This window comes from Paraclostridium sp. (genome assembly GCF_051656405.1).
Classification (GTDB): Bacteria; Bacillota; Clostridia; order Peptostreptococcales; family Peptostreptococcaceae; genus Paraclostridium.
In genome coordinates this window covers 19769-44373 of the sequence record NZ_JBOGBV010000048.1, presented here as the reverse complement: position 1 = coordinate 44373, position 24605 = coordinate 19769, and the positions used below count along the sequence as shown (strand labels likewise).

The 24605-nt window shown below is 29.2% G+C and carries 22 protein-coding genes and 1 other annotated feature; of the genes, 15 read left to right on the top strand and 7 right to left on the bottom strand.

Annotated elements, in window-relative coordinates:
• Positions 1-234 precede the first annotated feature (234 nt).
• Entirely contained in the window at positions 235-1635 is a 1401-nt protein-coding gene (asnS, locus tag ACRDDE_RS06870) for an asparagine--tRNA ligase (protein WP_438626507.1), read from the top strand.
• Positions 1636-1851: 216 nt separating this feature from the next.
• Positions 1852-2427, top strand: coding sequence for a DUF3867 domain-containing protein (locus ACRDDE_RS06865; RefSeq protein WP_021432527.1), 576 nt, complete (start codon positions 1852-1854; stop codon positions 2425-2427).
• A gap of 31 nt (positions 2428-2458) precedes the next feature.
• On the opposite strand, the gene ACRDDE_RS06860 is transcribed toward ACRDDE_RS06865, so the two are convergent.
• Both ACRDDE_RS06860 and ACRDDE_RS06855 read right to left on the bottom strand, forming a co-directional pair.
• Complete coding sequence (locus tag ACRDDE_RS06860; protein WP_438626504.1) at positions 2459-4606, bottom strand: YhgE/Pip family protein; 2148 nt, start codon at positions 4604-4606, stop codon at positions 2459-2461.
• Positions 4607-4839: 233 nt separating this feature from the next.
• A complete protein-coding gene (locus ACRDDE_RS06855) occupies positions 4840-6219 on the bottom strand; it encodes a YjiH family protein (protein WP_438626502.1) in 1380 nt (459 codons plus the stop codon).
• A gap of 82 nt (positions 6220-6301) precedes the next feature.
• Positions 6302-6518, bottom strand: a binding site (T-box leader).
• A 175-nt stretch (positions 6519-6693) separates the two neighbouring features.
• On the opposite strand from ACRDDE_RS06855, the gene ACRDDE_RS06850 reads away from it, so the two are divergent.
• Positions 6694-7293: a hypothetical protein gene (locus ACRDDE_RS06850; protein WP_438626500.1), complete on the top strand. Its 600-nt coding sequence runs from the start codon at positions 6694-6696 to the stop codon at positions 7291-7293.
• 41 nt (positions 7294-7334) lie between these two features.
• On the opposite strand, the gene ACRDDE_RS06845 is transcribed toward ACRDDE_RS06850, so the two are convergent.
• The gene (locus ACRDDE_RS06845; protein WP_438626498.1) at positions 7335-9248 is read right to left on the bottom strand and encodes an ABC-F family ATP-binding cassette domain-containing protein; all 1914 of its coding nucleotides are present in this window, start codon (positions 9246-9248) and stop codon (positions 7335-7337) included.
• 267 nt (positions 9249-9515) lie between these two features.
• Between ACRDDE_RS06845 and ACRDDE_RS06840 the strand changes: the two genes are divergently transcribed.
• A complete protein-coding gene (locus ACRDDE_RS06840; RefSeq protein WP_438626496.1) occupies positions 9516-10397 on the top strand; it encodes a YegS/Rv2252/BmrU family lipid kinase in 882 nt (293 codons plus the stop codon).
• Positions 10398-10477: 80 nt separating this feature from the next.
• Complete coding sequence (locus tag ACRDDE_RS06835) at positions 10478-11680, top strand: alanyl-tRNA editing protein (protein WP_438626494.1); 1203 nt, start codon at positions 10478-10480, stop codon at positions 11678-11680.
• A gap of 14 nt (positions 11681-11694) precedes the next feature.
• Here ACRDDE_RS06835 and ACRDDE_RS06830 read toward each other — a convergent pair whose 3' ends face one another.
• On the bottom strand, positions 11695-12339 hold the full coding sequence (locus tag ACRDDE_RS06830; RefSeq protein ID WP_021432533.1) for a Crp/Fnr family transcriptional regulator: 645 nt from the start codon (positions 12337-12339) through the stop codon (positions 11695-11697).
• Between the two features lie 76 nt (positions 12340-12415).
• Entirely contained in the window at positions 12416-13285 is an 870-nt protein-coding gene (locus ACRDDE_RS06825; RefSeq protein ID WP_438626492.1) for a LysR family transcriptional regulator, read from the bottom strand.
• 218 nt (positions 13286-13503) lie between these two features.
• On the opposite strand from ACRDDE_RS06825, the gene ACRDDE_RS06820 reads away from it, so the two are divergent.
• The 10 genes from ACRDDE_RS06820 to ACRDDE_RS06775 all read left to right on the top strand — a co-directional run bounded on the left by ACRDDE_RS06820 (position 13504) and on the right by ACRDDE_RS06775 (position 23805).
• Complete coding sequence (locus ACRDDE_RS06820) at positions 13504-14877, top strand: hypothetical protein (RefSeq protein WP_438626490.1); 1374 nt, start codon at positions 13504-13506, stop codon at positions 14875-14877.
• Between the two features lie 40 nt (positions 14878-14917).
• Positions 14918-16411, top strand: a complete 1494-nt coding sequence (locus tag ACRDDE_RS06815; protein WP_438626488.1) for an acetyl-CoA hydrolase/transferase family protein — start codon at positions 14918-14920, stop codon at positions 16409-16411.
• A gap of 335 nt (positions 16412-16746) precedes the next feature.
• Positions 16747-18417 carry an acyl-CoA mutase large subunit family protein gene (locus ACRDDE_RS06810; RefSeq protein WP_438626486.1) on the top strand — a complete coding sequence of 557 codons (1671 nt, stop codon included), beginning with the start codon at positions 16747-16749 and terminating at the stop codon, positions 18415-18417.
• Positions 18418-18430: 13 nt separating this feature from the next.
• Positions 18431-18832: a cobalamin B12-binding domain-containing protein gene (locus ACRDDE_RS06805; RefSeq protein ID WP_021429170.1), complete on the top strand. Its 402-nt coding sequence runs from the start codon at positions 18431-18433 to the stop codon at positions 18830-18832.
• Between the two features lie 13 nt (positions 18833-18845).
• A complete protein-coding gene (gene meaB / locus ACRDDE_RS06800) occupies positions 18846-19781 on the top strand; it encodes a methylmalonyl Co-A mutase-associated GTPase MeaB (protein ID WP_021432538.1) in 936 nt (311 codons plus the stop codon).
• A 15-nt stretch (positions 19782-19796) separates the two neighbouring features.
• Positions 19797-20207: a methylmalonyl-CoA epimerase gene (gene mce / locus ACRDDE_RS06795; protein WP_438626484.1), complete on the top strand. Its 411-nt coding sequence runs from the start codon at positions 19797-19799 to the stop codon at positions 20205-20207.
• Between the two features lie 27 nt (positions 20208-20234).
• The gene (gene mmdA / locus ACRDDE_RS06790) at positions 20235-21782 is read left to right on the top strand and encodes a methylmalonyl-CoA decarboxylase subunit alpha (protein WP_438626482.1); all 1548 of its coding nucleotides are present in this window, start codon (positions 20235-20237) and stop codon (positions 21780-21782) included.
• A gap of 14 nt (positions 21783-21796) precedes the next feature.
• Complete coding sequence (locus ACRDDE_RS06785; protein WP_438626480.1) at positions 21797-22183, top strand: OadG family transporter subunit; 387 nt, start codon at positions 21797-21799, stop codon at positions 22181-22183.
• Positions 22184-22200: 17 nt separating this feature from the next.
• Positions 22201-22584 carry a biotin/lipoyl-containing protein gene (locus tag ACRDDE_RS06780; RefSeq protein WP_438626478.1) on the top strand — a complete coding sequence of 128 codons (384 nt, stop codon included), beginning with the start codon at positions 22201-22203 and terminating at the stop codon, positions 22582-22584.
• A 33-nt stretch (positions 22585-22617) separates the two neighbouring features.
• Positions 22618-23805 carry a sodium ion-translocating decarboxylase subunit beta gene (locus ACRDDE_RS06775; protein ID WP_438626477.1) on the top strand — a complete coding sequence of 396 codons (1188 nt, stop codon included), beginning with the start codon at positions 22618-22620 and terminating at the stop codon, positions 23803-23805.
• A gap of 99 nt (positions 23806-23904) precedes the next feature.
• Here ACRDDE_RS06775 and ACRDDE_RS06770 read toward each other — a convergent pair whose 3' ends face one another.
• Positions 23905-24162 carry a DUF1294 domain-containing protein gene (locus tag ACRDDE_RS06770; RefSeq protein ID WP_438626475.1) on the bottom strand — a complete coding sequence of 86 codons (258 nt, stop codon included), beginning with the start codon at positions 24160-24162 and terminating at the stop codon, positions 23905-23907.
• 107 nt (positions 24163-24269) lie between these two features.
• Entirely contained in the window at positions 24270-24458 is a 189-nt protein-coding gene (locus ACRDDE_RS06765; protein ID WP_438626474.1) for a hypothetical protein, read from the bottom strand.
• Between the last annotated feature and the right edge of the window lie 147 nt (positions 24459-24605).

The following is a 24605-nucleotide window of genomic DNA, read 5'->3' as shown; positions in this document are numbered from 1 at the left end:
GGTGAAAGCTCAATACGAAGTTTATATTGAAGAACATCTCGGAGTCTCTAACCGAAATTTAAGAGAGTAGGCTTAGACGGAAGGTCCCGTTATAGACCGTAAGCAATGCTTAGCTAAGAGGCCATTTTTTTATGGCAATTAGGGTGGTACCGCGAGAACAATAGTCTTTCGTCCCTTTATTTGGGATGAAGGGCTTTTTTTAATATTTAAATTTAATTTTTAGGAGGACATAAAATGCAAAGAGATTTTATAGAAATTAAAGATCTTTACAGAAACAAAGAAGAATATATCGGTAAAAGTGTAAAAGTAGCTGGATGGATAAGAACATCTAGAGCGTCTAAAAATTTCGGATTTATAGAATTAAATGACGGAAGTTTCTTTAAAAACATGCAAGTAGTAGTATCAGATGAGAAATTAGAAAACTTTAAAGAAATAACTAAGCTTCCAATAAGTTCATCAATACTAGTTGAAGGTGAGCTTGTATCAACAGAAGGGGCAAAACAACCCGTAGAAATACATGCAACTAAAATTGAACTAGAAGGAGAATCAGATAGTTCATATCCATTACAAAAGAAGAGACATACTCTAGAGTATTTAAGAACTATAGCTCATTTAAGACCTAGAAGTAATACTTTTTCAGCAGTGTTCAGAGTAAGAAGTTTAGCAGCTTATGCTATACACAAGTTTTTCCAAGATAGAAACTTCGTATATGCACATTCACCAATTATAACAGGAAGTGACTGTGAAGGTGCTGGAGAAATGTTTAGAATAACAACTATGGATTTAAACAGTATACCTAAAACTGAAGAAGGTGCAATAGATTACTCTAACGACTTCTTTGGAAAAGAAGCTAACCTGACAGTTAGTGGACAATTAAATGCTGAAATAATGGCACTTGCATTTAGAAATGTTTATACATTTGGACCAACATTTAGAGCAGAAAATTCATTCACACAAAGACATGCATCAGAGTTTTGGATGATAGAGCCTGAAATAGCATTTGCTGACTTAGAAGATAACATGGAACTTGCAGAAGATATGATCAAATACGTTATAAGCTATGTTATGGAACATGCTCCAGAAGAAATGGAATTCTTCAATAGTTTCATAGATAAAGGATTAATAGAAAGATTAAACAATGTAGTAAACTCTGAATTTACTAGAATAACATATACTAAAGCTGTAGAAATGTTACAAGAATCAGGTCATGAGTTTGAATATCCAGTTCAGTGGGGAGACGACCTTCAAACAGAGCATGAAAGATATTTAACAGAACAAGTATTTAAAGCTCCAGTATTTGTTACAGATTATCCAAAAGACATAAAAGCATTCTACATGAGAATGAATGAAGATGGAAAAACTGTTAGAGCTATGGACCTTTTAGTTCCTGGTGTAGGAGAAATAGTTGGGGGATCTCAAAGAGAAGAGAGACATGATGTATTATTAGATAGAATAAAAGAAATGAATTTAAATGAAGAAGATTACTGGTGGTATTTAGAATTAAGAAAATATGGAACAGCTACTCACTCAGGATTTGGATTAGGATTTGAGAGAATAATAATGTATATGACTGGTATGGCAAACATAAGAGACGTAATACCATTCCCTAGAACTCCAAAAAATGCAGAATTCTAATTTTATGTAATATAACAAAATTTTATTATATAAACAAAAGCCCTTAGATATTATCTAAGGGATTTTAATATTAAAATAAAAATATATGATAATATAGTAGTTTAATAGAAAATATAAATTAAATATAAGCTAAATTTCAATATGTAGACATTAAAACTTTATTAGAATATAATAGTAATAAGGTTAAAAGATAAAGGTTAATCAGGAGGTAAAGATATGTCAGACGATAGAATAATTGATTTCAATGAACTAAAAAATAAAGTAAAAGATTCTGATGTAGATAAGTTTGAACAATATATATATACTCTTTATAACTCAGTAATGAGTGGGAGTATGAGTATGGTCGAGTTTTCTAAAAAAATAATGGAATATATGAATGAAAATAACATATCTCAAGAAAAATTTATAAATATCCAAAAGAAATTTATGGAGAGATATGGAATGGATTCTTCTGAAATTGATGAACAATTAAAAAACCTTGGTATAGATCCTAAAAATATAGACTTAAGCAATATGGAGAATGTCAATTTTGAAGAAATAAAAAAAAGTATAGGGTTTTATGAAAAATATAATTATAAGATAAAACCAAAAGCTTCTGTAGAAACATATATAAAAAATGATCATAATGATATAAGAATTATATTTGACCAAGAACAAGTTACTTTAATAAGTCAAGGAAAGATAAATCTTGTTGATGCAGAGCTTAATGAACTTTTACTATCATATAAAAATTCATTAGACAAAACTATAAATATAACTATGTGTGAAAACATAACGGAATATGATTATTAAAAAAGAGATAGGAATTATCCTATCTCTTTTTTTAATGTTCAGAAAGACCACTCTCACTGAACTTTTCATTAAATTTATGATAAATTTTGTTTATAGGTTTTTTTAGTGGTAATGCAATTATAAGAGAAATTGCTATATAGAATGTTAGAATAGCTAAATCTCTATATAATACAGGAGTATAAACCCCACCAACAGATTCTCTTAACATAGAAATTGAATAAGTAAATGGTAGATATGGATTTACCATTTGGAAAAACTTAGGTGTAACTTCTATTGGGAATGTACCACCTGAACCAGCTACTTGTATAACTAAAAGTATAATTCCCATAGCTTTACCCATATTACCGAATACAGAAAGTAGAGAATAAACAATAGCTGTAAATACTATACTTGTAAATACAGAACCTAATACTAGTATAACTGGATCTACAGGTTTTACACCAAGCACATAAATGTCTCCTAAACTTACTATTAATGCTTGGGTTATTGCAATTGCTACAAATGTAAGCCCTCTACCAAAATAAACTTCATAAGATTTATAACTTCCATGAACTTCAGCAGATAAAAGTGAAGATAATAAAAGTAATCCAACCCATAGTGATAATACTGTATAGAATGGAGTCATAGCTGATCCATAATTTTCTATAGGATATAACTTATTTTCTTTAACAGTAACAGGTTCTTTCAAGAAATTCTTTTTAGATACTATATCATTTTTAAGTAACTTAACTAAATCATTAAGATTCTCTTCATCATTTACCTTTTTAACTGCATCAGTAAGTTCATTAACCATACTTTCAACTTTAGGTAATTTTTCTTTAGCATAGTTAATTCCTTCAAGACCTTTATCTGATAACTTAAGCGTAGTATTTAATATATCTTCAGCCTGAGGAAGCTTATCTTCAGCTTCTTGAAGTGTTTTTATAACATCATCGCTAACAGAATATCCTTTTTCAAATATATCATTTATAGGTCCTGAAACTTTAGCATCAAAATTATTATATAATGAAGATGTAATTGACTGTATGTCAGATCCTATTTTTAAGACATTACCTAAAACATCATCTGAAGGTGTCTGTCCACTTTGAATTTGACTCTTTATTGAACTTAAAGAATTCATACCTTGAGTTAATTTTGAATCTAAATCTTTTAATCTATTTATAGTATCTGTTAAAGGATGGTTTTGAGTAAGATTATTTAATTTAGTTAAAAACTCTAAAACAGAATTATTTATAGTTGCTAAATTATGTAACTTACTTGATAGATTATCTATTAACATTATAGCATCGTCTGAACCATTCTTTATTGCATTGTTAAGTGCATTTGCAGTATCCATAATTGAGTTAGATATATCATTCATTAAGCCTATATCATTCTTTATTATAGGAGAAACTTTGTTTATACTATCTTGGGAGCTCTTTAAAAACTTTTGAACATCAGCTGATAATCCCTGAGCTTGATTTATAGTATTTTTTATTAAAGGTAAATCTTTTTGAATATCTTTAACTAAATCTGTAGCTTTAACAACACCACTAGATGCAAGATTTATTGTTTCGTTTAAATCTCCAAATTTACCTTGTACTTCAACTAAAGAGTTTTCAACATCATTTAGTTTTGGAATTTGACCTTCAAGTTCTATTCCTAATTCATTAGATACTTCAAATAAAACTTGACTTACTGTTTCAACTACAGTTTGATTTATTTGTAATTGTATAGTAGAGGCTCCTTTATCTGTAATCTTTGGAGCGATAGCATTTATCTTCTCATTTACAGTATAAATTAATTCACCTTTTTTTACATCAGATGATATAAGAGAAGTTAAATCTTTTGAGAAATTTGCAGGTATTTCAATAGATGCATAATATTTACCATCTTTAACACCTTTTAAAGCATTGTCTTTATTAACAAATTTCCAACCTAAATCAGAGTTATCTCTTAGGTTTTTTACAAGTTCATCACCGATATTTATTTCTTTGTCTCTTACAGTAGTACCTTTATCGTTGTTTACAATAGCTACGGATATGTTACTAGTGCTACCATATGGATCCCAAGATGCCTTTATATTAAACCATGCATATAAAGAAGGTAAAATACAAAGTGCGATTACAACTATAAGCATAGCATAATTTGTAAATATGTCTTTTAAATCTTTTTTGAATATATTAAGGATGTTTCTCAATATAATATTCACCTCCGAAAGTAAGAATTCTAACAAATTTAAATTATAATGTTTTTAGTCCAAATAGTCAATATTAAAATTAAAATATATTAAAAATTATACTTATATAGTAATTATAACCAAAGTAATCAAGTATATGACAAATAAAAAAAATACTTTGCTTATGTCGACATAATTTTAATTACAATTGAAATTAAAAAAGATGGTCTATTTGACCATCTAAGATTTTACTATTACTTTAATATTAACTTAGCTAATATCGTTATAATTGGTAAAGCTATTAAAGTTCTTGTCAAAAATATAATAAATAAATCTTTTAAATTTAATGGAATATCTGATTTTAATATAACAGCACCTGTTTCTGTTAAGTATAGAAGTTGAGTTATAGATAGAGCTCCTATTATAAATTTCGTTAATATATCAAAGTGAGCACCTGATACCATTATAGAAGGTAAAAACATATCAGCAAATCCAACTAATACAGCTGGTGCAGCTTCTACAGCATTAGGTATTTGAAGTAGCTTAAGTAAAAATACTACAGGGAATGATATCCAAGTAAATATAGGTGTAAATTCAGCTATTATAAGTGCAATTGTTCCCCAGGCCATTACAAGAGGAAGTAAAGCTAAGTACATATCTACAACAGTTTTAAATCCATTTTTTATGATTAGATTTAACGAAGGTGCGTTTTCAGCTCTATATAATGACTTAGACAAAGCAAATGAAAATACATTCTCATCTTCTGGAATAAGTTCTTCCTTTAAATGGTCTACATTGTTATAAGTTTTATCTTTAATATGAGCTAAAGGGTATATACGAGGCATTATAATCGCACAGGCTAAAGAAGCAACACAAACACAACCGTAAAAAGGAACAAATAAACTCATTAATCCTAACTGATCAGCTATAACTGTTGAGAAAGGTAAAGATACCAATGAAAAACAAACAGATATTATGCAAGCTTCTTTTGCAGTATAAAATCCTTGCTTATACTGAGTGTTTGTTATCATAATACCAAGAGTACCATCACCTAACCATGAAGATATTGCATCTACAGCAGAACGCCCAGGAACTTTAAATATATTATACATAAATTTAGAAATTAAAGTTCCTACAAAATCCATAAGACCAAAGTCTACAACTAAAGGTAATAAAAATCCAGAAACTAAGAAAATTGCTAAAAGACTAGGTAAAATTCCTAAAATTGTCTGTCCAGTAACTTCAGACTTAACGAATTCAGGACCAAACCCTAAAACTGTCATAGATACAAATATAGCACCTAATACTCTAAAAGATAACCAAAATAAAGGAACATCTAGTATACTTTTAAGAAAATCATTTTTAATGTTTACAAATTTACTTAATATAGATAAAAGTGCTGACAAAACAATTACTATAAGTGCTATATAATCTAAATAATTAGAAAATGATATTTTTATTAATTCAGCTAAAAATCCAATTCCTATGTTTATTGAAGAAATTCCTTCAATTTGTACCATATTTCCATATGGAAGAGGTATTACAAATAATATTAATCCTAATAATGATGGGATTAAAAACTTAATGAAACTATTCGATTTAGGTTTGTTATAAAAGCTAATGTTGTTCTCCATAATAATATCTCCTTTGAATTTTATATTAAAACGTCTTTATAAATGCATTTATTTTTAAATTAAAAAAGTCCCTTGGCAAAAGCCAAGAGACGAAAATTTCCGCGGTACCACTCTGGTTGATAGAAATAAAAAATTATCCTATCCACTTAATCTCTTAAGGCGAGAAAACCTATAGTCATACTTAGTTTCAAACTATATTCTCAAAAGCTCTCTTCACAATAAACTTCATTACTAGGCTCACACCAACCCTAGTTCGCTGAAAATCCATTTAGAGTTACTCTCTTTTTCACAGAATTTTTAATATTTATTTTATAACTATCGTAATAAAAAAATTGAATGTTGTCAATAAAAAAAATGAATTATTTAAAAATTTCCAAAATAGCAATAATACAATGATAGAATTTTAACAAGGATGAAAGCATAATATATATTAAAATATTATTAAGAAATAAAAAATAGTTTGGGGGGATGTTCTTGTATAATAATTATGAAAAAGCAATAGACTTTTTAGAAAATGATGAATCTACAGAGGCTAAAAAATATTTTTTAAGAGCCTATGAAGAAGGGTTTAAAAAATCTTTATATTACTTGAGAAAAATTAGGAAAGAAGAGCATGAATACAAAAAAATAATAAAAAATTTAACATATGATAAAATAAAAAGTAAATTGGGATATGCAGTAGAAATACCAACTAATTTTACAAAGTTAAATACCATAGATGATAAATGTTTTGACACTATATCTATGGAAAAAGATGAAAATTTTGATTTTTATAATATAAAAACACATGGATTTTTAATAGAAATTCCAGATGGGTGTATTGACTTAGTTTCTGTTGATTCTGTTATAAAAAACATGTCAAATATAGATGAAGTTAGAAATTATAAAAATGAAAAAATAAGTGGAAAAATAATAGTAAGTAAGTCTATTCAAGGTACTATAAACTACACATTAATTACTTCTGGAAATAAGGGAATATATGAGTTTAAAATAGATGTGGATGAATTTTTAGTTGATGAATATAAGGATATAATAGATTATATTTTTGATAGTTTTTATATAATTGAAGATTAAAATATAAACAAAAAAAGTGACCTTTTAAAAAGGTCACTTTTTTAATTTATATTTTTATTGCTTTCTATTTCTTCAGCTAAATTATTTAAATATTCCCATCTCTCATATTTAAACTCAAGCTCTTTTTCTAATTTTGATTTTTCATCAATCATTTCTTGTAATTTAGTAAAGTCAGTTGAATATTTATCTAAATTTTCATCAATAGACTGAATTTTATCTTCAAGAGAAGAAATATCATCGTCTATATTATCAAATTCTCGCTGTTCATTAAATGTGAACTTTAACTTTTTATTATTTTTAGGTTTTTCTTTTTTTACTTCATTTTTAGGTTTTTCTTTAACAATTTCAGCTTCATCAGGCTGGCTTTCTTTAAATATTAAATAATCACTATAGTTACCAGTATAAATGTCTATTTCACCATTTCTGCTATATGCAAATATTTTGTTACATATTCTATCTAGGAAATATCTATCATGAGAAACACATATAACTACACCTGGAAACTCATCTAAATAATCTTCAAGTCTATTTAATGTTTCTATATCTAAGTCATTTGTAGGCTCATCTAAAAGAAGTACATTAGGTGCAGACATTAAGGTTCTTAAAAGATGAAGTCTACGTCTTTCTCCACCTGAAAGTTTTTTAATAAGTGTATATTGCATAGTTCCATCAAATAAAAATCTTTCGCACAGTTGAGATGCAGTTATCTTTTGACCATCAGAGGTTTCTATGTAATCACTTACTTCTTTAACATAGTCTATAGCACGCATTTCTAAGTTCATATGAGCATCATCTTGAGAGAAACAACCTATTTTTACTGTTTCACCAATTTCTATATGACCAGAGTCTGGGTTTAACTTACCATTTAATATATTTATTAAAGTTGACTTACCTATACCGTTTTTACCGATTATTCCAATCCTATCAGTTCTAGAAATTGCATACTCTAAATCATTAATTACTTTTTTTTGTCCAAATGATTTAGATATGTTATGAATTTCTATAATTTTTTTACCAAGTCTACTTGATGCAGTAGTTATTTCAAGGTTTTCATTTCCAGATAATACCTCAGTATTGACAAGGTCACCAAATCGTTGAAGTCTAGCTTTCTGTTTAGTTGTACGAGCACGAGCTCCTCGTCTAACCCAAGCAAGTTCAGTTCTTATTAAACTTTGTCTTTTTTGTTCCATACTAGATTCTAGGGCTAATCTTTCCATTTTTTTCTCAAGAAATGCAGAATAATTTCCGTCATAGCTAAAAAGTCTACCCTTATCAAGTTCAATTATTCTATTTGTTACCCTATCTAAAAAATATCTATCATGAGTTATCATAAGTAATGATAAATTTTTATTATTTAAATATTCTTCTAGCCAATCTATAGTATCATTGTCTAAATGGTTTGTAGGCTCATCTAAAATTAATAGCTCACAAGGTGTTATAAGTGCTGATGCAAGTGATATTCTTTTTCTTTGACCTCCAGATAATTCAGCAATTTTTTGATTGAAATTACTGATACCAAGCTTTGTTAAAACTGATTTTGCTTCACTCTCAAGGTCCCAAAGATTAAGAGCATCAATTTTTTCTTGTAATTTTATTAAATCATTGTTTAAATTCTCATTAAAGTTTTCGTTTAAATTGTCTAATATACTTTGATAATCACGAAGAAGTTTCATTTCATTAGATGTTCCTTTAAAAACTTGCTCAAGAACTGTAGCATTTTCATCATAATATGGATTTTGAGGAAGGTATTCTATTCTGACTTTATTAGGTTTAGTTACAGTACCACCATCAGGTTCTTCTGCGCCTGATATTATTTTAAGTAAAGTAGATTTACCAGTACCATTAACACCTATAAGGCCTATTTTTTCTCCATCATTTATTCCTAATGATATATTGTTAACTAGTACTTTTTCAGAGTAACTCTTTGTTATATTTTCTAATGTAATTAAGTTCATTTTATCACCCTTATAGTTATTTTAATTTACTAAACTATTATAACAGTTTTTGTATTATATAGGAATTATTAAAAAGAAAGATACAGTTTTTACTTACTAGTACCTTTCTTTTTAATAATTCTTTTCTTTTTTCTATGGATATATTATAAAAATGGAACAAAAAATTTAATATAAATATATTTTTATAATATAATTGCTTATAAGTAAACATAATATTAAAATAGATATAGAACTTATTATATACATAATTGAAAAGTGGTGATGTAGATGAAAAAAATTAAGTTTATATACAATCCAAACTCTGGTGATAAAAAAATAGTGTACAAGCTAGATAATATAATATCTAAATTTCAGGATAACGGATATACAGTTGTGCCATATAGAGTATCTAAAAACAATACTATGGAAAAAGGCTTAGAAGATATTAATGATAACTATGAGTATATTTTAGTTGCTGGAGGAGATGGAAGTATAGACAGACTTGTAAACTTCATGAAAAAAAATAATATAGATTTGCCAATTGCAATACTTCCTACTGGAACTGCGAATGATTTTGCAAATGTACTTAAGATACCATTAGACATAAATTTAGCAATAGATAAGATAATTAATTCAAAACCTACAAATATAGATTTAGGAATTATTAATGAAGATTACTTTGTAAATATTGCAAGCTCAGGTATGTTTACAGATGTTTCACAAAGAGTAGATGAAAATCTAAAAAATTCTATAGGAAGGGTATCATATATAATAAAAGGAATAGAAGATGCACTTCACTTAAGAAAATTTAGAGTACATGTTAGATCAAAAGAGTTAGAGTACGAAGGTGATATGTACTTGATTTTAATTTTAAATGGAAGAACTGCAGGAAATATAAATTTAGCACATTATGCTATGTTAGATGATGGATATTTAGATGTAATAATTTTTAAGGCAATGCCAATACCTAAAACTATTCCACTTCTTTTAGATATTATAAAAGGAGCACCTATAGATAAATATAATGAAATTATATATTTCAAAACAGATGATTTGTATATAGATTGTAAAGAAAATATAGTTACAGATATAGATGGAGAAAGAGGTCCTGATTTTCCTCTTCATATAAAATGTGATAAAGAAGGTATTAAGATATTAGGAATTGAATAAGGTAAATTTAAAAAATCCACATTGATAGAAATGTGGATTTTAGTTTATACTTGTATATATCAAATAAAAAGGAGTACAAAATGGAAAAATTATATTATAAAGATCAATATATAAAAGAATTCACAGCAGAAATTATTGATATAAAAGAAAAAGATTCTAATTTTCATATTCAATTAGATAAAACTGCATTTTTCCCTGGAGGAGGAGGTCAGTTTTGTGATACTGGTAAAATTGATAATCACGAAGTAATAGATGTATATGAGGAAGATGGTTTAGTATTTCATGTAACAAAAACTAAGCCTATAAAAGTGCATAAAGTAAAATGTAGTATAGATTGGGAAAAAAGAGAAGATGGCATGAATCAACATTTTGGGCAACATGTCCTATCTGGATGTTTTTTCGAGTTATTTAATGCAAATACAGTAGGGTTTCACTTAGGACAAGATATTAGCACTGTAGATATACAAGGGTTTTTAACTGAAGAACAAATTAAGGAAGCTGAAAACTTTGCAAATGAAATTATAAATAGCGATATATATGCAGAGTTTTTAACTCCAGACAAAAAAGAATTAAAAAAGATGGGATTAAGAAGAGATTTGCCTAAAACTAATGAACAAATAAGAGTTGTAAAAATAGGAGATTTAGATATAAATGCATGTTGCGGTGTACATCCAAGATCAACACTATCTCTTAGAATGATAAAAATAAAAAGATTTGAAAAATGTAGAAATGCTACTAGAATAGAGTATTTAGCGGGTAAAAGAGCAATAGAGTATAGCATGGATAGGGATAATTGTTTAAGTGATATATGTAGATATTTAAAGTGTGGAGATAAAGACGCTATTAATGGAATTAAGAACTTACATAAAAACTTAGAAGATACATTACAGTACAATAAAAAAATAGAAAGTGAAATAGCCAGATATCAAGTTAAAGAAATGATAGATTTAGGAGATAAAATAGGGGATATATCTTTAATTAAAAAAATATATGAAAATGAAAGTATAAAATATGTATCCAAAATTGTTTCGAAGTTAGTTGAAAATGAAAACACAATAGCTTTAATGGCAGTTAAAAATGAAGATAAAGTTAACTTTATATTTGCTACATCAAAGGGAACAGAAAAACTTGACATGAATGAATTATTAAAGGATTGTATAAAGTTAGTAGATGGAAAAGGGGGCGGAAGTAAAGTTTTAGCCCAAGGAGCAGGAAAAAATAATGGAAATATAGATTCAATGTTTGATTATGCATCTATGAAAATATCAAATTTATTAAAATAACAGAGTAGGATTACCTACTCTGTTATTATATTCCTAAGTTTTTCTATATCAAGAAGCTTCACATAATCATTAGTATAATCAATTAGATTATCATTTTTCATATTTATGAATTCTCTAGATAAAGAAGGTCTAGGCACTCCTAAAGTTTCTGCTAATTTAGTTTTAGTTTTAGGCATTTTTATAAAATTACTATTTTGTAAGTTATACTCATCTAATAAGAAACTTACAATTTTTTGCCTGATGCTTACAAAAGAAATAGTTTTAACTGTTTTATTAAGTTCTACAATTTTATTTGTAATATCATTTAAAAACGATATTAATATGTTTTTGTGATTAGAACAAAAGTCTATAAAGTCATATTTATCAATAAACATTACTTCAGTTTTTGAATTAGATACAACTGTAGCTGGATATATATTTATATCTGAAAAAGTTATGACCTCACCAAATAAATTTCCTTTTGAAAAAGATGACATTAAAATAATTTTATCACCAGGTAAAAATCTTTTAATATCAACACCCCCGTCTAAAATCAAACCTATAGAATTACAAGGATGACCTTCAAGGGCTATTATATCTTCTTTATTATAGTTTTTTATTGTGTATTTAGAATCTTTAAACAAATCGAGTATTTCTTTTTTAGTTAAATTTTTAAACATGATTTCACCTTATAAAATAGATTATTTTTAGCCTAATTTAATTAAATCTAAAAAATATAAAATAGGCTTTAATAAATTATAACATAGAGTAATATTCAACTGCAAAGTCTCTAAATTCTTTTGTATGTCGGCTCATATAATTATCAGGATGCCAAGAAATATTTATGTATCTTTTACAAATCGGGTCTATAACTTTAAGGAGTTTTAGAGAATCATCTGCATGAATATTCCAAGATATTTCAGGGATGAAACTTATACCTAGACCAGCAATAATTAATTGTTTAACGATTGAAGGCACATCACTTTCAAAGACTATATTAGGGTTAAAACCTGCATATTTGCAAAGGGAATGAGAAATAGTTCTAAAAGGTTTATTAGATTGAAAACTTATAAAATTTTCATTTGCAATTTCTTGTAAAAATATAGCGTTTTTAGTAGCAAGAGGATGGTTATTAGGTACACCTATAAATAATTCTTCTTCTAATAAAGTTATAGAAAATGGATCGTGTACCTCATCTAATGTAGATGATATACAAAAATCAAAGTCTTTATAATCGACTTCACCATCAGTATGCTGGAGTAGTTTAAATGTGGTATCAGGATAAATTTTTTTGAAGTTTAAAATTAAATTAGGCAAAGTATTAGATCCAGCTAGAACTAAAAGTTTTATTTCAGGTTTCGATTGGTTATTAGTATCTAGAAGTTCCTTAACTCCATTTTCTAAAATTGAAAGAGATTCATTAACAGTTTTTAAAAACATTACTCCATTTGAATTTAAAATTATTTTTTTTCCATTTCTATCAAATAAATCAATACCTATTTCCTTTTCTAATGAGTTAATAATCCTGCTTAAAGCAGGTTGAACAATGTGTAATTTTTTAGCGGCATTAGTCATATGTTGAGTTTTTGCAACTGTTTGAAAATATTTAAGATGAAGGAGCTCCATTTAAAAAAATCACCATCCTAGACTATATAATGAATTTGTTATTAGTATATAACAAACTATGTATTATACATTTATTAAATAGTTATATAGAATATTCTTAAAGGCAACACATTTTCTATCTGATAACAAATTTTTAGACAAATCAAATCAGACCATATAACATCATATCTATTTAACTTTCAGGGATTTAAAATAAAAATTTAATAGGGGGAGTGCATATGAGTTTTAGTTTTGCAGATGTATTTTTAAGCCAGTTTATGCTTATGTTTTTAGCTATTGTCATAGGTCTTATATTTGGAAAACTTAAATTTGGAAAGTTTAGGTTTGGTATATCAGGAGCATTATTTACAGGACTTATAATTGGATGGGGGGCTTTTAAATACGCAGCAAATGTACCTGAAGGTTCTCAAGCATTTAAGTCTGCACAAGAATTATTATCAGTAGGAGTAGTATCCAGTGATTTTTTTGATATATTCTTAATCTTATTTGTTTGTGCAGTAGGACTATTAGCAGCAAAGGATATGGGGATAGTATTAAAAAAATATGGACTGAAATTTGTAATACTTGGGATGATAATAACATTTACGAGTGCTGCAGCAACTTATGGAGCTACATTATTTAGTGATGACTCTAATCCATATGAAGTATCAGGAGTATACACTGGAGCCCTTACAAGTTCACCAGGTTTAGCAGCAGCAATAGAAACAGCTAGAGGTCACGCAACTCAAAGAGTATCAGAGTTTAACGGTATGAGCCTAGTAGAAAAAGAAAAATTTCTTAAAATGGCAGGACTAAAAGAGATACCAAAAGATTTAAATGCCTTTCAATTAACAGATGATATAAAGCAACAGTATATAGTAAATGCAGAAGCTAGTATTGGAGCAGGTCATGCAATAGGATACCCTTTCGGAGTGCTAATAGTTATATTAGCTGTAAACTTCTTCCCAACAATATTTAAGATAGATATAGAAAAAGAAAAATTACAATATAAAAAAGAATTAGAAGATGCGAAGAAATCAAGTAACTCATCAAAAGAAATAAAAGAAAGTAAGTTTGATATTTTAGGATTTGTAATGGCATGTACATTTGGATATATAATTGGAAACATAAATATATATTTGCCATTTATAGGCTATTTTAGCTTAGGCTCAACAGGTGGGGTTTTGATAGGATCATTGATACTAGGATATATAGGTAAGATTGGAAGTATAAGTTTTAGAATGGATTCAAAGGTTCTAGGCGTTATAAGAGATGTTGCATTAGCATTTTTTCTAGCAATTGTAGGATTAAGATATGGATATAAAGCTGTAGATGCATTAGTAGGTGCTGGAGCATATTTAGGAATTGTCTCTGTAGTAGTTGGAACAGTAGGGATGATGGTTGGATTTTTCTTAGGTAAATATGTACTAAAAATCAATTGGCCGATGTTATCGGGTGCTATATGTGGAGGTATGACATCAACACCTGGACTAGGAGCAGCTGTTGAGGCTTTAGGAAGTGATGAACCAGCTGCAGGATATGGGGCAACGTACCCATTTGCACTTTTAGGAATGGTTATTTTCACTATAATACTTCATAAATTACCGATGTAGTTATCTAGATTTTAAATAAATTATGCTAGGAGGGAAACTTATGGATAAAAGATTAAGATGTGACGAATTAAAAAGTAGAGTAATGAGTGCCAAAGAAGCCGCTAAATTATTTGAGGATAATATGGTTGTAGGAACAAGTGGATTTACGCCTGCAGGATATCCCAAAGCAGTACCACTAGCTTTAGCTGATAGAGTGAAAAATGGAGAAGATATAGGTATTACACTTATAACTGGAGCATCTGTAGGACCTGAACTAGATGGGGCTTTAAGTGAACTAGGAATTATAAAAAGAAGATATCCTTATCAAACAAATTCAACTTGCAGAAATTCTATAAATAATTCAGATATAAATTATGCAGATATGCATTTAAGTCATACTCCACAATGGGTCAAATATGGATTTTTTGGGAAAATTGATATAGCTTTAGTAGAAGCAGTTGCAATAACAGAAGAAGGATATATAATTCCTTCAACATCAATAGGAAATTCAAATGTATTTATAGAGTGTGCAGAGAAAGTCATAATAGAAATAAATACATCTCAACCAATGGATTTAGAGGGAATACATGATGTTTATAATTTAGAAGCTCCTCCAAATAGAAAGCCAATCCCATTAGTCAAACCTGATGATAAAATAGGAACTCCATATATTATTTGTAATAAAGATAAAATAGCAGCAATAGTATATACAGATATAAAAGATAAAACAAGACCTGTTGCACCTATTGATTCAGTATCAGAAAAAATGGCTAAAAATCTTATAGATTTTTTAGAAAAAGAAGTAGAAGCTAAGAGACTTCCAAAAAATTTATTACCTCTTCAGTCTGGAGTTGGAAGTGTAGCAAATGCAATTCTTGGAGGCTTAGTTGAATCTAAATTTGAAGATCTAGTAGTATATTCAGAGGTAATACAAGATAGTGTTATCGATTTAATAGAACGTGGTAAGGTTAAATTTGCATCAGGAACATCGATAACTATATCTCCAGAAAGACTAGATAATTTTTATGATAATTTTAGTAAATATAAAGATAAATTAATTCTTAGACCTCAAGAGATAAGTAATAGTCCTGAAGTTGCTAGAAGATTAGGAGTAATAGCTATAAATACTGCAATAGAAGTAGATATATATGGAAATGTTAATTCAACTAATATAATGGGTAGCAGAATGATGAATGGAATTGGAGGATCAGGTGATTTTTCTAGAAATGGTTATTTAACTATTTTTACAACAGAATCAATAGCTAAGGATGGAAAAATATCTAGTATAGTTCCTATGGTATCACACCATGATCATACAGAACATGATGTAATGGTAATTGTAACAGAACAAGGTGTAGCAGATTTAAGGGGGCTATCTCCAAAGGAAAGAGCAGAAGAAATAATAAAAAATTGTGCACATCCTGACTATAAAGATGCTTTATATGATTACTTCAATAGAGCTTGCGAGGGTAAGTATAAACATACACCACATATTTTAGAAGAATCTTTATCGTGGCATAAAAAATTTCTGGATGATGGAAGTATGATTAAATAAAAATTAAAATTTTTTATTATAATAATGAAGAAAAATAAGTAATAGTTGCATTGTAAGTAGATAAATTCAATCAAAACCTATATGAATTGATTGAATTTATCTATATTTTCAAAATTAAAGTTTGACAGTATGAAAGATTAAATTTTGAAAATTTCAAATTTTAAAGTGTAATTCAATGATGAAATAAAACTTGCATAAAAACGATTGCAATCTTAGGTGAAGGTATGTAATAATTTTAGTGAAGGGGTATTTATTAAAAATTTATATTAAAACTTAATATATATAATCTCTAAAAAATCATAATTGCTTAGAGATAAAGAATAGGGGGAGTTCATATGACGAAAAACAAGGAACAAATTCAAGAGAGCTTTAATAAATGGGAGGAAGGAAAAGTTAATAAGTCTATAGCTAGATTCCCAGAAAGAAAAGAAAAATTCGAGTTTGACACAGGTCAAGAGATGAAAAGACTATATACACCATTAGATGCAGAAGTTGATTATGAAAATGATCTAGGATATCCAGGACAGTATCCATATACAAGGGGTGTTCAACCTACAATGTATAGAGGAAAATTCTGGACTATGAGAATGTATGCTGGATTTGCAACAGCAGAAGAATCAAATCAAAGATATAAATATCTAATAGATCAAGGATCTATGGGTCTTTCAGTAGCATTTGACCTTCCGACTCAAATGGGTTATGACTCAGATGATGCAATATCAGAGGGAGAAGTTGGAAAGGTTGGAGTTTGTATAGATTCATTAGCGGATATGGAAATACTATTTGATGGCATACCTTTAGATAAGGTATCAACATCAATGACTATAAATGCACCAGCATCAGTACTTTTAGCAATGTACATAGCAGTTGCTGAAAAGCAAGGAGTTTCAGCTGACAAATTAAGAGGTACGATACAAAATGATATATTAAAAGAATATGTAGCAAGAGGTACTTATATATTCCCAGTAAAACCATCGATGAGATTAATAACTGATATATTTGAATATTGTTCAAAAGAAGTTCCTAAATGGAACACGATAAGTATATCAGGGTATCATATAAGAGAAGCAGGGTCAAATGCAGTTCAAGAAGTAGCCTTTACATTAGCTGATGGTATAGCTTATGTAAACTCAGCTATAGCAGCGGGCTTAAATGTAGATGACTTCGCTCCAAGACTATCATTCTTCTTTAATGCACATAACAATTTATTAGAAGAGGTTGCAAAATTTAGAGCAGCAAGAAGAATATGGGCAAAAGTTATGAAAGAAAGATTCAAAGCGACTAATCCAAAATCATGGGCACTTAAATTCCACACTCAAACAGCAGGTTGTACACTTACAGCACAACAACCTGAAAACAACATAGTCAGAGTTGCAATTCAAACATTAGCAGCAGTACTTGGAGGTACTCAATCATTACACACAAATTCAAAAGACGAAGCACTAGCACTTCCAACAGAAGATTCAGTAAGAGTAGCACTTAGAACACAACAAATCGTAGCACACGAAAGTGGAGTAGCAGATAGTATAGATCCACTAGCGGGTTCTTATTATATAGAAAGTCTAACTAACCAAATAGAAGAAGAAGCATTAAGATTAATAGAAAAAATAGATGAATTAGGTGGAGCACCACAAGCTATAGAAAAAGGATTTATACAACAAGAAATAATGGATAGTGCATATAGATATCAAAAAGAAATTGAAAACAATGATAGAATAATCGTTGGAGTTAATAAATTCCAAATAGAAGAAAAATCACCAAAAGGATTATTAAAAGTTGATCCAATGGTTGGAGAAAGACAAAAAGAAAAGATAAAAGAACTTAAAGAAAGAAGAAATGGTGAAAAAGTTAAACAAGCTCTAGAAGCACTTAGAAAAGCTTGTAACTCTGATGAAAATGTAATGCCATATATATTAGAAGCAGTTAGAGAATATGCTACATTAGGAGAAGTTTGTGGCGTTATGAGAGAAGAGTTTGGTGAATATAAACAAACGGTTATGATATAGGGGGTATATTGATATGAGACCAATAAGAGTATTAGTTGCAAAACCAGGATTAGATGGACATGATAGAGGAGCTAAAGTAATAGCAAGAGCATTAAGAGATGCTGGTATGGAGGTTATATATACAGGGCTTAGACAAACTCCAGAACAAATTGTAGCAGCAGCTATACAAGAAGACGTTGATGTTGTTGCAATGAGTATATTATCAGGAGCTCATAACCACTTACTACCGAAAGTTGTAGAATTGTTAAATGAAGAAGAAGCTGATGATATATTAGTAATAGGTGGAGGAGTAATTCCTGAAGATGATATTCCATACTTAAAAGAAAAAGGAATTGCAGAAATATTTACTCCAGGAACTCCAACTTCAATGACTATAGACTTTATTAGAGAGAATCTTAAAAGAGCATTAGCTTAAAAAGGAGATAAATATGAAAGATATAGTGAATAGGGTACTAGAAGGCAAAAAAAGAGATTGTGCTAGACTTATCACTATTGTAGAAAATGAGCAGCCTGGATATGAAGATGCTTTAAAAGACATATATAAACACACTGGAAGGGCCTATGTTATAGGGATAACAGGTCCTCCTGGTGCTGGAAAATCTACTTTAACTGATAAGTTAGTTAAACTGATAAGAAAAGAGGGTAAAAAAGTAGGAATTATAGCAATAGATCCAACAAGTCCTTTTACAAAAGGAGCTATACTTGGGGATAGAATCAGAATGAATGACTTAAATACAGATAAAGATGTATTTATAAGATCTATGGGAACTAGAGGGAGTCTAGGGGGCCTGTCTAATGCAACTCAAGCTGCTATAAAAGTTTTAGATGCTTATGGATGTGAGTATATATTTATAGAAACTGTAGGGGTTGGCCAATCAGAAATAGATATAGTTAAAACTGCAGATACAACTCTTATTGTCATGGTACCAGGTTTAGGTGATGATATACAGGCAATAAAAGCTGGAGTTATGGAAATTGCGGATGTATTTGCAGTAAATAAGGCAGATAAAGATGGGGCAAAGAGAACATCATTAGAGATAGAAATGATGTTAGACTTTAAGAAAGATTGGGAATTTAGGCCACCTGTAAGTTTAGCTATTGCTGAAACTGGTGATGGAATAGATAAAGTTTATGAAAATATATTGAAACATAGGAAGTTTTTAGAAGAAAGCAATAAATTAAATGAAAAAAGATTAGAAAGAAATAGAATTGAAGTTAAGGAACTAGTCCAAAAGAAAGTATCTAGCTTAGTTAAAAATTTAGAGTATACAAAAGAGGTTGATGATTTATTATTAAAAACTATAAGTAAAGAAATTGACCCATACTCTATAAGTAATATGTTATTTGAAAAAGTTACAAAATAACAAGGGGGAGTAGTTATGGATATATTAAGAGTTGATCATGTAGGAATAGCAGTTAATAACTTAGAGGAAACTTTAAAGTTCTATGAAGATGTATTGGGATTAAAATGCCAAGGAACTGAAATTGTTGAAGATCAAAAGGTAAAAGTAGCTTTTTTACCAGTTGGAGATACAGAACTTGAACTATTAGAATCTACAACAGAAGATGGACCAATAGCTAAATTTATAGCAAAAAATGGTGGACGTGGAGGAATACAACACGTTGCAGTTAGAGTTGACAATATAGAAAAAGCTATAGAAGAAGTTAAGGCTAAGGGATATAAAATGATAGATGAAAGACCAAGATATGGGGCTGGAAATGCTAAAATAGCATTTTGCCACCCAAAAGGAACAGATGGAGTTTTATTAGAACTAAGTGAAAGAAATTAAATATAACAAAAATTTGGGGGTGATTTTGTGTCACAAGAAAAGTTAAATTTACTTTATGAAAAAAGACATAAAATAGAACAAGGTGGGGGACAAAAAAGAATAGATAAACAACATTCATCAGGCAAATTAACTGCAAGAGAAAGATTAAATCAATTATTTGATGAAAATACATTCGTTGAATTAGATGCATTTGTAAAACATAGATGTACAAATTTTGGAATGGAAAATAAGGAAATACCAGGAGAAGGTGTAGTTACAGGATATGGTAAAGTGGAAGGAAGATTAGTTTGCGCATTTGCACAAGACTTTACTGTGCTTGGTGGGTCACTGGGGGAAATGCATGCGAAAAAAATTGGAAAAGTTATGGATACTGCATTAAAGCTAGGAGCACCAGTTGTTGGACTTAATGATTCAGGGGGAGCTAGAATTCAAGAGGCTGTTGATGCACTTGCAGGATATGGAGAAATATTTTATAAAAACACAATTGCATCAGGTGTAGTTCCTCAAATTTCTGCAATAATGGGGCCTTGTGCAGGAGGAGCTGTTTATTCTCCAGCATTAACAGACTTTGTATATATGGTAGATAAGACTAGCCAAATGTTTATAACAGGACCTCAAGTTATAAAAACTGTTACTGGAGAAGAAGTAACAGCTGAAGAATTAGGAGGAGCATCAACTCATAATACAACTTCTGGAGTTGCTCACTTTATGGCTTCAAATGATGAAGATTGTATAGCTCAAATAAGAAAATTATTATCGTTTCTACCTTCCAACAACTCTGAAAAAGCACCTATAGTAGAATGTCAAGATGATCCAAATAGAAAAAATGATGTTTTAAATAGTGTAATACCAGATGGTTCAAATAAACCGTATGATATGAAAGAAATTATATATGAAATAGTAGACGATGGTGATTTTTATGAAGTTCAACCATTCTTTGCTCAAAATATAATAACAGGTTTTGCAAGAGTAAATGGTGAAAGTATCGGAATAATTGCAAATCAACCAAAGATTATGGCTGGATCACTTGATATAAATGCATCAGATAAAGCATCAAGATTTATAAGAACTTGTGATGCATTTAATATACCTATACTTAGTTTAGTTGACGTACCAGGATTTTTACCAGGAACATCTCAAGAATATGGAGGTATAATCCGTCATGGTGCAAAAATGCTTTATGCATATAGTGAGGCTACAGTTCCTAAAATTACATTAATAACTAGAAAAGCTTATGGTGGTTCATACCTTGCAATGTGTTCTAAAGATTTAGGCGCTGATATGGTATTTGCTTGGCCAACAGCAGAAGTTGCAGTTATGGGGCCTAGTGGAGCTGCCAATATAATATTTAAAAATGATATTAAAAATGCTAAAGATCAAAAAGAAATGAGAGAAATAAAGATAAAAGAATATACAGATGAATTTGCAACTCCATATAAGGCGGCTGAAAGAGGATATATAGATGATGTAATAGAACCTTCATTATCTAGAATAAGAATAGCAGATGCTATTGATACATTAGCATCTAAGCGTGAAGAAAGACCTCCTAAAAAACATGGAAATATACCTTTATAGGAAGGTGGTAAATTATGAATATTAGCCAATTATTAGAAGCTTTAAAAGATCCTTCAGCTTCAATTTCAATAGGGGAAAAACTTTTAGCAGGAGTTTTTGTAGCAATTCTTTCAATGGTAGTAGTTTTTATCGTTTTAATTATAATATCTCTTATAATAAAAGTACTGCAAGTAGATAGAAGTGGAAAACAAAAAGTAGTAGCTAATTTAGAACCGCTTCAAGAAGTTTCGATTAACAATAAAAGTAGCAATGAAAATATAGAAGAGTTAGTTTCAGTTATAACTGCATCAATTGCAGCGGCTACAGGAAATAGTACAAATAATATAATAGTTAAAAAAATACAAAGAACTAATAATAATAGATCAAGTTGGGAAAGAATGCCTAAAAATATTACAAAGTAAAACAGGGGGAGTTTACGATGATAAAAAAATATAATATAACTGTAAATGGAAATACATACGAAGTAGAGGTGGAAGAGCTAGGCAGTCAGGCATCTGTGCAAAGACCACAAGCAGCAACTCAACAAGTTCAGCCACAAGCAGCACCAAAAGTACAACCTAAGCAAACTCAAAATGCACCATCTGCTGGAGGAGGAACTATATCAGCACCTATGCCAGGAACAATAAATGATGTACGTGTAAAAGTTGGAGATAGTGTTAAAAAAGGTCAAGTATTACTAATACTTGAAGCTATGAAGATGGAAAATGAAATAATGGCAAGTTCTGATGGTACAGTTAAGTCAGTTGATGTATCAAAAGGAGCATCTGTAAGTGCAGGGGATGCTTTAATAACTATAGGTTAAATAATTACAAATTTTTAAAAGGGGGACTTACCCGTGGGAGAAGTTATTAATAATTTTATTCAATCAATGGGTATTGTTAATATGGACTGGCGACAAATTGTAATGATATTAATCGCCTGTGTGTTATTATATTTAGCAATAGCAAAAGGATTTGAACCGTTATTATTAGTGCCTATAGCTTTTGGTATGTTACTTACAAATCTTCCATTAGCAGGTGCTATGAATACACCAATTTCATCTATAAATGATGTTTCACTTACACAAGAATCAATAAATGGATCAATTGTAACCAAGACTCCAGGAGGATTACTTTACTATCTATATCAAGGATGTAAACTGGGTATATTTCCTCCGTTAATATTCTTAGGAGTTGGGGCAATGACTGATTTTGGTCCAATGATATCCAATCCAAAGAGTATATTATTAGGTGCAGCAGCTCAGTTTGGAATATTTTTCACATTTATAGGAGCATTAGCTTTAGGATTTACAGGCCTAGAAGCATCTTCTATAGGGATCATAGGTGGGGCAGATGGGCCAACTGCAATTTACTTAACAACAAAGTTAGCACCTCACTTATTAGCACCTATAGCAGTTGCAGCATATTCATATATGGCTTTAGTTCCAATAATACAGCCACCTATAATGAAAGCTTTAACAACTAAAGAAGAAAGAAACATAATAATGACACAATCAAAGCCAGTATCAAAAAAAGTTAAAATTATATTCCCTATAGTAGTTACTATAGTAGTATCATTATTACTACCATCAGCAGCTACATTAATAGGTTTACTAATGTTTGGTAATTTACTTAAAGAGTGTACTGTTACTGATAGACTTTCAGATACGGCAACTAATGCTTTAATGAATATAATTACAATATTTTTAGGGCTATCTGTTGGAGCATCAGCAGAAGCTCAAGTTTTCTTAAGTGCACAAACTATAAAAATATTTGCGCTTGGAATAATTGCATTTAGTATAGGAACAGGATCGGGAGTACTTTGTGCTAAGTTTATGAATAGATTTACAAAGGATAAAGTGAATCCACTTATAGGAGCAGCTGGAGTATCTGCAGTACCTATGGCAGCAAGGGTTGCACATAAGGTAGCTCAGGAAGAAAATCCAGGAAACTTTATACTTATGTACGCTATGGGACCTAACGTTGCAGGAGTAATAGGATCTGCTGTAGCAGCAGGTATATTATTAAGTTTATTTGGAGGGTAAAATAAAAAGGATGTCTTAAAATATTTTAAGACATCCTTTTTATAATTAAGGAAATTATATTTACTTAAAAATGTGTATAACCTATGAAACTTAGCTATATCAAACTAAAAAATAATATAAAAATATATTAATTAGTATACAAATAGGAACTCCTATAGTGAATTTAGTGTGTTTTGTTTTATGCCTAAATGTATACATTCCAAGATATGTGCCTATTGCTCCTCCGATTAAAGATAAAGTCATAAGTGTAGATTCAGGAATTCTCCATTCATGTTTAATTGCTCTTTGTTTATCTATGTACATAAGTAAAAATGATATACAGGATATGATTAAAAAATATATGTTGAAAATTTTCATTATAACCTCCTCATAAATTTATTTAAACATTTAAATCATATCATAAAAACAAAAAAATCAAAATAAAAACTAGATTATAAAATATAATCTAGTTTTTATTTTTTGAACTAAAGAATAGTTTTCTTAACTTTATTATTATAGATTTCATTTTCTATATCTGAATCTAAAAAATTTGAATTTAAAACATTAGAATTTTGGCAATCTAAAATTAAATCAACCTTTTTAATTAATTCACATCCAACGGTATAAACATCATTGTTTCTTTCAGATTTGTTTGAAGTTAATAAATAAAACATAATTATCCTCCTAATAACTTGTACTAGAATGATTGACAATTGAATTAATAATTATTCAATAAATATAGAAATTAATAAAAACGTATAAAAGTACAAAACGTAAGTACGAAATTGCAAATACTTATTAAACTTAAATCAATACAATAT

What these genes read in the sequence shown, in the direction of transcription:
- asnS (WP_438626507.1), top strand. Translation starts at nt 235, where the DNA reads ATGCAAAGAGATTTTATAGAAATTAAAGATCTTTACAGAAACAAAGAA.
- ACRDDE_RS06865 (WP_021432527.1), top strand. Translation starts at nt 1,852, where the DNA reads ATGTCAGACGATAGAATAATTGATTTCAATGAACTAAAAAATAAAGTA.
- ACRDDE_RS06855 (WP_438626502.1), bottom strand. Translation starts at nt 6,219, where the DNA reads ATGGAGAACAACATTAGCTTTTATAACAAACCTAAATCGAATAGTTTC.
- ACRDDE_RS06845 (WP_438626498.1), bottom strand. Translation starts at nt 9,248, where the DNA reads ATGAACTTAATTACATTAGAAAATATAACAAAGAGTTACTCTGAAAAA.
- ACRDDE_RS06840 (WP_438626496.1), top strand. Translation starts at nt 9,516, where the DNA reads ATGAAAAAAATTAAGTTTATATACAATCCAAACTCTGGTGATAAAAAA.
- ACRDDE_RS06835 (WP_438626494.1), top strand. Translation starts at nt 10,478, where the DNA reads ATGGAAAAATTATATTATAAAGATCAATATATAAAAGAATTCACAGCA.
- ACRDDE_RS06830 (WP_021432533.1), bottom strand. Translation starts at nt 12,339, where the DNA reads ATGTTTAAAAATTTAACTAAAAAAGAAATACTCGATTTGTTTAAAGAT.
- ACRDDE_RS06825 (WP_438626492.1), bottom strand. Translation starts at nt 13,285, where the DNA reads ATGGAGCTCCTTCATCTTAAATATTTTCAAACAGTTGCAAAAACTCAA.
- ACRDDE_RS06820 (WP_438626490.1), top strand. Translation starts at nt 13,504, where the DNA reads ATGAGTTTTAGTTTTGCAGATGTATTTTTAAGCCAGTTTATGCTTATG.
- ACRDDE_RS06815 (WP_438626488.1), top strand. Translation starts at nt 14,918, where the DNA reads ATGGATAAAAGATTAAGATGTGACGAATTAAAAAGTAGAGTAATGAGT.
- ACRDDE_RS06810 (WP_438626486.1), top strand. Translation starts at nt 16,747, where the DNA reads ATGACGAAAAACAAGGAACAAATTCAAGAGAGCTTTAATAAATGGGAG.
- ACRDDE_RS06805 (WP_021429170.1), top strand. Translation starts at nt 18,431, where the DNA reads ATGAGACCAATAAGAGTATTAGTTGCAAAACCAGGATTAGATGGACAT.
- meaB (WP_021432538.1), top strand. Translation starts at nt 18,846, where the DNA reads ATGAAAGATATAGTGAATAGGGTACTAGAAGGCAAAAAAAGAGATTGT.
- mce (WP_438626484.1), top strand. Translation starts at nt 19,797, where the DNA reads ATGGATATATTAAGAGTTGATCATGTAGGAATAGCAGTTAATAACTTA.
- ACRDDE_RS06785 (WP_438626480.1), top strand. Translation starts at nt 21,797, where the DNA reads ATGAATATTAGCCAATTATTAGAAGCTTTAAAAGATCCTTCAGCTTCA.
- ACRDDE_RS06780 (WP_438626478.1), top strand. Translation starts at nt 22,201, where the DNA reads ATGATAAAAAAATATAATATAACTGTAAATGGAAATACATACGAAGTA.
- ACRDDE_RS06770 (WP_438626475.1), bottom strand. Translation starts at nt 24,162, where the DNA reads ATGAAAATTTTCAACATATATTTTTTAATCATATCCTGTATATCATTT.
- ACRDDE_RS06765 (WP_438626474.1), bottom strand. Translation starts at nt 24,458, where the DNA reads ATGTTTTATTTATTAACTTCAAACAAATCTGAAAGAAACAATGATGTT.